Raw genomic sequence first — 11421 nt, 5'->3', positions numbered from 1 at the left:
CCTGAATGAAGAGGAATACTGCAAATACCTCCTCATCCGCAGCTCGGAGAAATCCCCTTCCGGTTACACCATCAGCATTAAAGAGAATGTAATCAATAAGGAATTGGAAACAGCAGGCTGGTTGGTCATCATAACGAATGATGTGGCTGATGCCAAAGAATCAATCAGAATTTACCGGGAAAAGGATGTTGTTGAAAAGGGCTTCCTCCGTTTAAAAAACAGTCTAGACCTTGGGAGATTAAGAGTGCATAGAGAAGACATCATGCAGAACAAGCTATTTGTCGGTTTCATCTCATTAATACTTGCAGCACATATCCATAAGGTCATGCTGGAAAAAGAACTATACAAAAGGATGACTATGAAGAAGTTGCTGATTTCTCTGTCGAAACTTCGCTTACAAATAATAAATGGGACTCGAATTCTATTTCCACTAACCAAAGATCAAAAGGCGATCTATAAGGCGTTTAATGTGGATGAGTCTGTGTAGGTATAATTTTTCAAGGGATTTTAGGATTAAAGATAGCATTGGCTGTTCTTTCACTTCTTTTTCCGTCTCTGCTAAATGGTTTTTAATACTAAGATAATTATCCCAGTTTCTCTGTTTGATAATGGCTTTACAACCATCATCCCAGCCAGGCCCAACCAGACCTCGGGGTATTCCAACCACGGTTTTCTCTCTAAAATCTCGAGCTCACTTAATAACTCAACTTTCGTAGTAGACAAAAGTTAGTGGTTATGCTGCTGAAGTAGCCCACTGATTTTTCATGGACAAGGGTAATAAATCAATAAATACTCGAATAAGTCAATCTAATATTTCATCCGTAGGTAAGAAAACCTGACGAACTGCTTGAGTAAGTAGTCCAAGAATCATTCATAAACCTATAAAAATTCTTATGAGTAAAGACTAATGTGATTAGAAATTGAATGAGGTTAGCGAGAGATAACCCCTTTTCCTTTTGGATATTGGCCTGATTTAGGAATGTCATTAAATCAAATCTCTTAGAAAAATGTTGTACTCTAGAATTAACCTGGATTTTGGAGAATAGCTCTGCTAAAATAGGAGGTAAGCGGAACACCTAGCCTTTCTGTAAGTGGTTGCTTAGTAACTCCATTTTACAAGAAAGCAGGGTTCCATTTGCTTTTTATTAAGTTTTAATTTGAGATAGTATAAATCAATGGATGTCAACGAGAAAGTTGAGTCATTAATTAATACTTCAGCTTCAAAATACACCTCTATATTTTTCGTTAGCCTGTGTCAAGTCTTACATAAAAAAATGACTTTCCCATGAAATCTTTTTGTGCCACAGGAGAGTCAGATAGAACGAATATCTTGTCTGGAAAGCTTCATCCATTCAATCGCAGAATATCTATAGCGGATAAAAGGGAAGCTGGAATCAGAATGGTTTTCTATTGTCTTGTAAACTCGATGCTCTCCTAAACCATTCTCTAAATGGAAGTTTAGCGAGCCGGAAAAAGCAGAATTTATTGAACTAATACGTCTGATATTTCCGGTCATGTCGCAAACCATTTTGTTCTACTAAGTACCACGCCCCCAGATGAAGAGCCGCACGGATGCGGCGGTCTTATACACTTTTCCATCATTGCTCAATACTCATCTATTCTATGTTACGAGAACTATGAGTTATATGTAGTTTTTTTTCACCAAAATATTATCCTGGTTAAAATTTGTCTTTGAGAGCAACCTCTAGCCGTTGTTTCCACATAGTGATTTCTTGTTCGTCCAATTCAATTACATCCTGTGAACTGTCCAGAATTCTACTGGAGTATAACTTTCTATCAGAAGGAGTAGTTTCGATTGGTCCCCAATAGGGAGCGGGGGCAATTCCGTTCGGTACCATCGGATTCTCCAACATTGAATCAATATTACCGTCGATTAATTGTTCTTCGGAAACTACCCAGGAATGATCCCATTCAAACCTGTTATCCTGGTTATTATGATCGATGTAAGTTGCTTTACCAATATGAACTTCCGCTGGTTTACCAAGAAAATTGAGGCCATGCCTAAGCAATACTGCAAAATAAATGCACATTTCGGAACGCCCACACCAGTTTTCATCAACTAACTTTGCACAGATATCTAAGAGGAAATTCCTAACCTCTAGTACTGGGTTATCACCTATTGACTGTAGTAACCTTGACGGCAAAGGTCGAGTTCCGTCTCTTCTTTGTTCCTCAATAAGGGATAAGATTTTATCCACATCTTTTTTAGGGATAGAAGATATACTCTGCATCCTGACTGAAGTCCCGAACGAACCAAAATTTGCTCTTTCGTACTTAATCTGGGTTCCTTGGTTTGGCCAGTGACAACGTTTAAACTTCTTTTCACTGCCGCACCAGCATGGATCATTTCTTCCCGTCTTTAAATCCATCTATATCTCTCCTAATTCCACTCTTTCAAACCGTGCAACACAATGTTGCGCCAATGAATGGTATTTCGTAGAACGTCCTGAAGGTTTGCGACTCGGGTTACTACCTTCATATTCTCCCCGATGTTGCAAACCCTCTGTTTAGACGCTAGTGCGGCAAAGACTATCTTTCATATATATTAAATACTCATTTTGGTATCTCTAGATATTAGATTTTCGAGATCGATTTTAATGATAATGGGGTCATCTTCTCTTACAATACTAATGATTGCGATATCCCATAAATCCATAATACCTAAAACTTCTTGGAGTCTTTTCACTCGTCCAGCGAATACCCAAAATCCATTTGTTTTTAGGTTTTCAATTGATTTTTTCATATTAAACTCTGCATGAATTATCTCTGCAGGTTCCAGAACGTCTAAAATATTACCGTATAAATCTAACAGTTGGTAAAGTTCTCCTATAAGGTTAACTTCGCCCTGAGTATTTAGTTCTGGTTTCAGAAGCTGATACAAGTGGGCCCCTCTGAAATAAGACATCAGTTCTTGTCCAGAATCCAATTTTACTAAAAATATTTGTGAGTCATCATGTTCCTCATCGTTAATAATTGCCATTCGCAATGTCTCATGAACCCAAGTTTCATGACTACTTTTCATATATTTGAGCCGTTCAACAGTGTATGTGTTTGCCTGATCATCTATCAACTTGTGATGATTTTTACATAAAAGTATTAAATTCTCATACTCATCATGATTTACCACTCCAACATAATTTCCCCTTGGTCCATTTCGACTCTTACTGACTATATGACATTCGTCACCGACAACTGCCGTTTGTTCTTTAATGCTTCCATCCATAACTAACTCTGTTTTACAGAAAGCACATCTATTCCCTGATTTTGCCCAGAGTATCTTTCTGGTCTTCTGTAAAATAGTCATAATAACTTTTCTCCTATCAGATGTTTTCCATGCTTTTTAAATGCCCAGCACTTGGGTCTAACGTCCCGAGTATTGCCGACGCGCCCCAACCACATTCATCTTTAAAAAGTGTCGGCAATACTCTGTAAATGATGTTGGTCACCCCCAGATTCAGGAGTCGCCATGGACGGCGACTCCTCAAATCCCGCAAAGCCAATCTTATGCTAAATATATTAATAATAGTGATCCATTTCCGATCGATACTCCGCTTCCATTTCAGCCTTCCATTCATTATGTACAGACATCATCGTATTTACAGCACTTAAAAAATATGCCAAATTGCCAAAGAACTTATTAACATTTTCGAAATCAAATTTCTTCTTATTCTTGAAATGAAAGTCAAGATGCTTATTTGTAGGATATCTAAATTTATCTGAACTTCCATCAACATTGTGAAGTTGAATAATATACTTTTCGACATTAAGCATAGTAGTATCCCCTTCTGGAGCATCTGCATGTTCTTCAATTTCATCTTTAATCAAATTCCATAAACCGAGGAGGCTATGCTTTTTATTGCTAATTTGTTTAAGTGCTTCTTGAGAAGTAAAAGAACACTCTTCAAATAATATTTCTTTTAAAGATAATTCTATGGCGTTTCTATATAAATAACACATTGGGATAAACAAAACATCTTTTAAACAAGTATTTTCACAAATTTGTTTATGAAAATACTCCGCAGATTCAGAATATGCTTTAACATAAGGATAAAATTTCTCTAAACTATAACTATAGCCTACTACACTCTGACCATAATAACTTCCACCTTCTTCAAGAAGAATTGGTTTATAGTCCTTATAATCAGTACATGAACCAAATTCTTCTTTATAAAGCGATTCTAATAATTCAAATGCAACTTCCATTTTATTTGCAAAAGCTAATAAATTAATATGCGTCTGTTTATCAAATACAGATGTTATTGAATACTTTTTAGTCGAATCAAAAATACTGTCTCTTTTTTCAATAAATATCCCAAACGGGTATCTGAAAGAATCTGATGCTTTATCTATTTGATTAATATTATCAAAGTATGATATTAGCCAATCATATGCATCCATATCTCTATCTATTAAACTTTGAACGAAACATGTAATAGTCCTCAAAATATCTGATAAATTGTGAAATGTATCTTTGACAAATGCTTTTCTATCTACTAAATGAACTATATATTTAAAACCAATAGTTTTTAAAATCAACTCAATACTATGTCTATATAAATAAGCTACTGAAAAAAAATAAGTATCTAACTTGCTTATATCAGCCTTTTCGAAAAGGTGCTCGGTTAGTTTGTGTGCAGATTTATAAAACATTAAAGCATACTCATAAAACTCCTCATTTAGTTCACTTTTATTATGAACTTCAATAGTATTGCTACCAATAATTCGATAAAAGTCAGCATCTGCGACCGGCCATTTCGTACCCATTTAAACAAATCCTTCCCATACTCTTAGAGATAATATCGAATAAGTGTATCTTGAAAAACTCCAAAGAAATCTACTCAACACGTGCAGGACGCGCGGCGTTTCCTGCTACAATTCCATTAAACGTTGGATTACCGACAGGTGTCGCAGAGACTTCCAAATCCTTAGAGTGTATACGACATATGTCGGGAATACTCCCTTATCCGTGAATCTGATTTGAAACATCAACTAGTAAGGTAATTTACGAATTACTGGCAACGGTATAAATATTAATTCAACAAAATAACAAGTATTCCTTCATTTAGGACAAACAAAAGTGATCCGTATATTCTTATCACTTGAAATATGAAAGGTGATAAATGTAAAATAGCCTTCGCTAAAGACCATCCTACGAATACGTGGTGCCTCTGCTAACGACGTGTCATTTTACGAACTATACATTCCCGATCATCCCGACTACCTGATTAGCTATTTCTTCTGGAGACATCTAGCAACTACGACACGCATAATGTTTGACGAGCTGAGCTTATCTTTTGAGTGTAAAATATCTTAAACTTTACCTATAAACAGCCGGTCGGGTTTATGGATAATCCTGCTAATAAAAATCAACTATAATTTTAGGAAAATATTATAAAAAATTAGTTCAAAATTACTAGCACTCTGGGGTAAGACTTGACATGGGACCCTGCATCGGATGCTTGAATGGGTCGAGGGCTGTGGCTCATAGGATGTATTCCTTTTGGGTAAGCCCCATCCCCTGATTTAGGGTAGCATCCTCGCCCCCATGTCAAGTCTTGCTTTGGGGTCGAATTTGATACTGAAAATGGGTACAACAAATCAACCAGACCGAAAGGTATCTTCTGGCCGGTTTCGACTATTTGCCGGAACTTATAAAAGTGATTATGCTGCCACGTATGACTCTTTCACTCTGGCATAGTAAATGCGCAGAAATTTATTTAATGCTGCGATTTTGGCAACCTTTTTATGCTTCCCTTCAGTTTCTTTCTTGAGCATATACTGGTAAACTGCGCCATCTTCAGACGGCTTATGAATCTTTATGCACGTCATAATTTCATATCCTGTTTTACGTAAGGACGCCGAGCCACGTTTGGATATGCTTCGCTTTGTAGCTGTGAAGTTGCCTGATTGAAACGGTGGTGCATCAAGGCCGGCAAACGCAATCAAGGCTCCAGCACTATGAAAGCGTCGTACATCTCCTATCTCTGCGATAAGCCTTGGGCCAAGTATCTCACCTACTCCGGGCATAGCCATGACGACATCATATTCCATTAAGGACTTTGCCAACGCTCTCATCCGTGCTAGAATACTGGCAAGGGTCGTGTCTATCATGTGCAGGACCTTAACAGCTTCCTCTACGAGCATTTTGGTCGATGGTGTATTGGAAGACAGAGTAGGGATGCCATCCAGTGCAAGGGCGTAGATTTTCTTCGCTTTCTCAGTGCTGGCTCGGTATCCTTTACTTTTAACCCAAGTGTTATAGTTGTTGATGAATTCAGACTGTGATTTACAGGTGATGTTGTCGAAGTGCCAGTATTCCTTTACAAAGTCACATAATTTATCTTGATCTGGCATATCAGATCGATTTCGAAGTAGAGTTTTAATCCCCGGCATTGTTCGATCCAGGAGATTTGTCAGCGTTTGTTTGGTATGGATACGCATAGACATATAGCTTAAGTATTGTCGATTGAGCGTTTTTAGCTCATCATACACATCCGCCGTTGGCGAGTAGTCTACGAGATGATACCAGTGATCGAAACCAAAATTCGCTATCTTAATAGCATCAAGCTTGTCCGTCTTGCCTTTACGGATGGCAACATTAATATACTTGCTCATTACCAGCGGATTAATAACAGCGACAAATATACCACGATCTTTGAGATATGTTAGTACCGGATAGTGGTAGGCTCCGGTCGACTCCATAACTACACGGGTTTCCTCCGTAAGTTTATTGATCCGATCTACCAGGTGTTTCAAGTCACTTTCCGTGTGTTTTACTTCAAAGGGCTTATGAATTTTCTCGCCATATGGCTTCATAAAACAGACTGTACTTTTCCCTTTTGAGACGTCAATCCCCACGCTAATCATACTACTCCTCCAAATATGTTTGTTGGCATCCATCCTCGCTTATTACCCATTCATATTGGTTAGTTACACGAAAGCCTCAACGGTTTCAACCTGCTGAACCGAATGCACATAACAAGGGGATGGCTGGCTGATTATCCTACGGATGCGAAATCCAATGCGAAGTACGCCAGGCCATTTCCCCCTATTATAAGTAAATAAGCACAAGCATCCAATCCGTTCATCGGATCGTTTACTCGTACTTATATAGTACCAATACGAGGTTCAAGCTCTAGTGTATCACTGAGGTTGAAGCGAATTATAGGAAAAGATTCATAATTCCATCATTATTTAATTTCTGATTCTTCATGCTTAAAAATTCCCCTAACATCTGTGTTAAAGACAATCTAACTATTTTGTAATGTCTCACAGAATTTCTTAAAGCTTTTTTAAAATCCCAAATGCATCACAGTCCGATATTCTGAAATGCTAGACGCAATTCTTGAACATCATTGTATCTATTATCTAAGTTCTTATCTAACCCCTTCAATACAAACTTTTTAAGTTGATCGGTTTCAAACTGTTCTATTTTTGTCCTGCCTGTTATGACGAAGTAGATGAGCCGGGTTAAAGCGTATGTTTCATGCTTCATTCTATAATTATTAAATCCAAAAATCTCTAAGTCAGGATCATTCAAGGAGCCTTTAAACTCCGTCAGCTTACCCATCAGCAGTAAGATTAAAAATAGGGTTTATTTCATGGATCATTCAAGGAGCCTTTAAACTCCGTCAGCTTACTTGTCAAATTACTTTCTTCAAGCTTAACCAGCCCGAAGTCAGAAACCTTGACAACAATGACATCTTCGTATTTTTTCAAAAGCACATTCTTCAAACTGATATCTCGATGTAACAGCCCCTTATTATGAATATACTCAAACGCCTTAAGTATTTGATTAACCAACGCTTTTCTATTTGCTGGTGTCAGCTTGCAATTATTAGCCATTACATGGTCGTATAGGGTATCGTCCATAAATTCAATAACATACTGGCGGTGTTTATCATCAAACGAAAGGACATCTACAATATAAGGAGAGTTAAGCTTTTTCATTTCTTCAAATTCTCGCAGAAACCGCTCATATTCTTTAGGTGTCAAATCGTCTTTAGCCCGCTTAATCACAAAGTGCCGATTATAGAACTCATCTTTATATTTGAACACTTTTGCATATGAGCCTTCACCGATGAACTTTAAGGCGAAAGTTGAAGTAACATCCTTTCGAACAATCTTAATTGGATTTCCTATTGTAAATATTGGCTCTATGAGAATTAATATTACTTTCTCTGTACCTTTAGGGATAGGACTTCCACCGGATTTTAGTAAAAAGTATTGCAATGTTCCAACACCTTTTTATAGTTTGGATGCACTTCAAATTGAAGCTCAGTGCTTTTAAGATTAATTTGGATTTCATCAATTTGATCAATCCAGTTGATAAGCAGTCTGCTCTCATTAGCGGTGTAATGCCCGATAAATTCTGAGTCTGCCCCATAATCATATTGAGGCAATCTTTCGTTAAGGTATTTTAAGAGCCCGTTTACCTCAAAATGTATTTTAGAAAAGATCTTCTTTAATCGAAGATTGGGGACTTGCCCATAGAGCTCTATCATACGATTGGCGTTTTCTTCTCCGTATTCTTCAAGCTTGTTTTGCAAGTAATTATCGATATTCACTGCTTCCCTCCTTATTGGGTCAGTTCATCTATTCTACCCGTCTTCCGAGATATTTTTCTTGTATTTTCCTTTTCTGGTTTTTGATTGCGTCAGAACACATCATACTTATGCTCAAATCATGCTGAATTAGATGTCAATGAAGAACCAGCTTTTCGTTGTGCTTATACTAAATATAAAAAGGACGTAAAAGTCTTGACCTCGTTGGGTGACCTAATTTTTTCAATGCTTTTGCCTCTATCTGACGAATCCGTTCTCTTGTCACACCCATAATTTGTCCTACTTGTTCTAATGTCATATTATCATCTGATGTAAATCCATAGCGTAGTTCCAACACTTTTCGCTCCCTAGGGGTTATTGTATCCAAGACATCATTTGCGATATTTACAAATAGCTTTCGGTCAACCTGAATAGCCGATTCGTCAATTTGAAGGTTGTCGTCTGAAAAGATGCACCCATTATCATCGTCCAACTCTTCTTCAATACTTAGCATTGGTTGCAAATATCGAATATACTGAGCCGCCGTATGCTCTTCTACATCCAGTGCTGTCGCAATTTCATGGACTAAGTTATCGTTATTCTCATTTCGTTCATATGGCTCAAAGATATATTTATCAATAATATCAGTAGCACTATAAAGCTTTTCTTTCATATGGGCAGGAAAATAAAGGTTTGTATTAGGCACCGCAGCTTCTCGCGAAATAACTTGTCTAATCCACCATGGCGCATAAGTAGAAAACTTGTTATGGGCTGATGGTTCATACTTATCAACTGCTAAAATTAGTCCAATATTTCCAAGCTGTATGGTGTCAGCTAATGGCAGCTTGTACTTATTTGATCCCCAAATCGCGATCTTAATTACGACCTTTAAGTACATTAAAATTATGCGTTCTTTTGCATAAGCGTTCCCATGTTGTGCTGGTATAATCAAATTATCAGCTTCCCTATACTGAGGTGGAGGAATCATCCTGATGGCATCAATATATGTTGCTAATCCGGGGTCAAATGTACATGCATTTTGAAATATCTGTTCATAATCCAGCTTACTGCGATCTGTGACAATTAGTTCATCATCTGAATCTTGATCAATGTAATGATTATCGTTCTCACGAACGATGCAGCCACAGGAAATCAGATGCTCAGAAACTTTTGTCATTTTAGCCATTGACAACATAAAGCTATCCGTCACTTCAAGAATATCATCATAGGTGATGTATCCTTTTGTAGCAGATAATTTCAGCAGAGTATCTATTGATTTTTGCACAGCTGTATGTGAATCCATAGCATAAATCGATCCTAACTTCTAGCTTTCATACATAAATCAACTAATTCGCTCGCAGGTATATTTGAATTGTATCGTTCCTCAAACTCTTCCATAAAATCGACAAGCTTAGCGGGATAGTCATCGCTATTTTTAGCCCCCTCAATGAGCTTTTCATATAGAACATCCACACCGCCTAAAGCATATTGATTGTACCATGCCTCATCATTTGCAGCTTCTGGTTTTCCGTAATATCTAAACGCTTTATCCATGCGCTTATCTAAATCCGGCTCCCTTTTAGTGTCAAGAAGCATGATTAGTCGATAATTATACCACATTACTTTTTCTTCACGAATCAAATCGCTATGGAATATTTTAGTAGTTTTATCACTTGATTTATCAATAGGTGTGTTTCGATTATAAAGGAAACCAATAATTGGCGCTATAATATAAACATCGCGATTAGTAGCAAATAACTTAGTTTTTGCTGAACCAAACTGTGCGGTCAAAGCGATGACCTTTTCTGCATGACTGGCGTGAAACGAATACTCTTTATCAAACATCTATCCATCCTCGCTTTCATTGAATAGTCGATAGAAATTCATTTTCTTTTAAGAAAGTATAGCGGCTGCCAACCTTTTGTCCTAGATACTCGTCAGCTAATTCACCATCAGTGTCTTTAATGAAAATAATCACCTGCTCAGCTATGCTCGGAAGAGTCTCGCTTACCGCCTTAATTCTACGCTTATCAAAAGCAGAGAGAGGAGCATCCATTACCAAGGGATATGGTTCAGAGGCAACAAGCTCTGTTTCCTCTCCACTCGCTCTAGCTAACTTTATGATACCTGTTATAAACGCAAAAATTACAGAAATACTTTGAGCAGTGGAGGTCTCAGCTCGCGCATTTTCTCCTGAATAATTATCTACTGTTACTTGAATGTTATATCGTTCATCGATAGCAAGCGAGATGCTTCCATTATAGATATCTTTGAAAATATCATTAATTGCGGATTCCAAATCATTTCTCGTTGTGGTTTCCTTACCTACATACTCGGCTGATACTTCATTATACATGTATTGTGCATAAGCCTTATATATCTCTATCTTACGGTTGTTTTCATCACGAAGGGTAAGCTCAAAACGCTCTGTCTCCTTTCGTTGCCGTGAAGTTTCAATACTACCTTTGTCCACTAGCAGTTCTTCAGATTCGTTTTTCCAGTTTCTTAAATGCTGCTCTAATCGGCCAAGTTCTTGCTGAAATTGAGCCGTATTCTCCATATTAGATAATATTTTTTCTATGGCATGAATTTCTCCCTCATATTCATCGATCTCAACATCACTAGAACGTATCGAGCTATATTCTCTTACTAATGATTCATATAAATCTGAAGAAATTCTTGCTCTCTGCTCGGTATCGTTAATAAAGCCAGCAACGAGCGTACCTATGAATTCAGGTGGTATAAGAGAGAATAGTTTAACCAGGTTTTTGTATGCTTCATTTGCAATTTTAACCTCAGTTCCACAAATACACTTTTGGTGTTCTAAAATAAAGTTAATGGTATCAGCATTAATTTC

Annotated in this window: 9 protein-coding genes and 1 pseudogene; 1 reads left to right on the top strand and 9 read right to left on the bottom strand. The window is 37.4% G+C overall.

Annotated features, from left to right (window positions below; translation table 11 throughout):
• Positions 1-487: pseudogene (locus JL57_RS14505) on the top strand (hypothetical protein); the annotation flags it as partial.
• A gap of 1192 nt (positions 488-1679) precedes the next feature.
• Here JL57_RS14505 and JL57_RS14500 read toward each other — a convergent pair.
• The 9 genes from JL57_RS14500 to JL57_RS14465 all read right to left on the bottom strand — a co-directional run.
• The gene (locus JL57_RS14500; RefSeq protein ID WP_034142746.1) at positions 1680-2390 is read right to left on the bottom strand and encodes an SEC-C domain-containing protein; all 711 of its coding nucleotides are present in this window, start codon (positions 2388-2390) and stop codon (positions 1680-1682) included.
• A 176-nt stretch (positions 2391-2566) separates the two neighbouring features.
• Complete coding sequence (locus JL57_RS34495) at positions 2567-3325, bottom strand: HNH endonuclease (RefSeq protein WP_291300113.1); 759 nt, start codon at positions 3323-3325, stop codon at positions 2567-2569.
• A gap of 212 nt (positions 3326-3537) precedes the next feature.
• The gene (locus tag JL57_RS14490; protein ID WP_291300112.1) at positions 3538-4785 is read right to left on the bottom strand and encodes a hypothetical protein; all 1248 of its coding nucleotides are present in this window, start codon (positions 4783-4785) and stop codon (positions 3538-3540) included.
• An 897-nt stretch (positions 4786-5682) separates the two neighbouring features.
• The gene (locus JL57_RS14485; protein ID WP_034142745.1) at positions 5683-6888 is read right to left on the bottom strand and encodes an IS110 family transposase; all 1206 of its coding nucleotides are present in this window, start codon (positions 6886-6888) and stop codon (positions 5683-5685) included.
• Positions 6889-7620: 732 nt separating this feature from the next.
• Positions 7621-8253, bottom strand: a complete 633-nt coding sequence (locus tag JL57_RS34490; RefSeq protein ID WP_291300111.1) for a protein kinase family protein — start codon at positions 8251-8253, stop codon at positions 7621-7623.
• Complete coding sequence (locus JL57_RS34485; protein WP_291300110.1) at positions 8235-8588, bottom strand: hypothetical protein; 354 nt, start codon at positions 8586-8588, stop codon at positions 8235-8237. Before JL57_RS34485 ends, JL57_RS34490 begins: the two co-directional genes overlap by 19 nt.
• A gap of 166 nt (positions 8589-8754) precedes the next feature.
• On the bottom strand, positions 8755-9867 hold the full coding sequence (locus JL57_RS14475) for an RNA polymerase sigma factor RpoD/SigA (protein ID WP_034142744.1): 1113 nt from the start codon (positions 9865-9867) through the stop codon (positions 8755-8757).
• A 14-nt stretch (positions 9868-9881) separates the two neighbouring features.
• Positions 9882-10409 carry a hypothetical protein gene (locus tag JL57_RS14470; protein ID WP_034142743.1) on the bottom strand — a complete coding sequence of 176 codons (528 nt, stop codon included), beginning with the start codon at positions 10407-10409 and terminating at the stop codon, positions 9882-9884.
• A gap of 16 nt (positions 10410-10425) precedes the next feature.
• Positions 10426-11421, bottom strand: a 996-nt coding sequence (locus JL57_RS14465; protein ID WP_034142742.1) for a hypothetical protein, incomplete at its 5' end; no start/stop codon positions are given.

This window comes from Desulfosporosinus sp. BICA1-9, from assembly GCF_000802135.1.
Note: the sequence above shows the minus strand (reverse complement) of the source record. Positions and strands in the feature narration are given on the sequence as shown.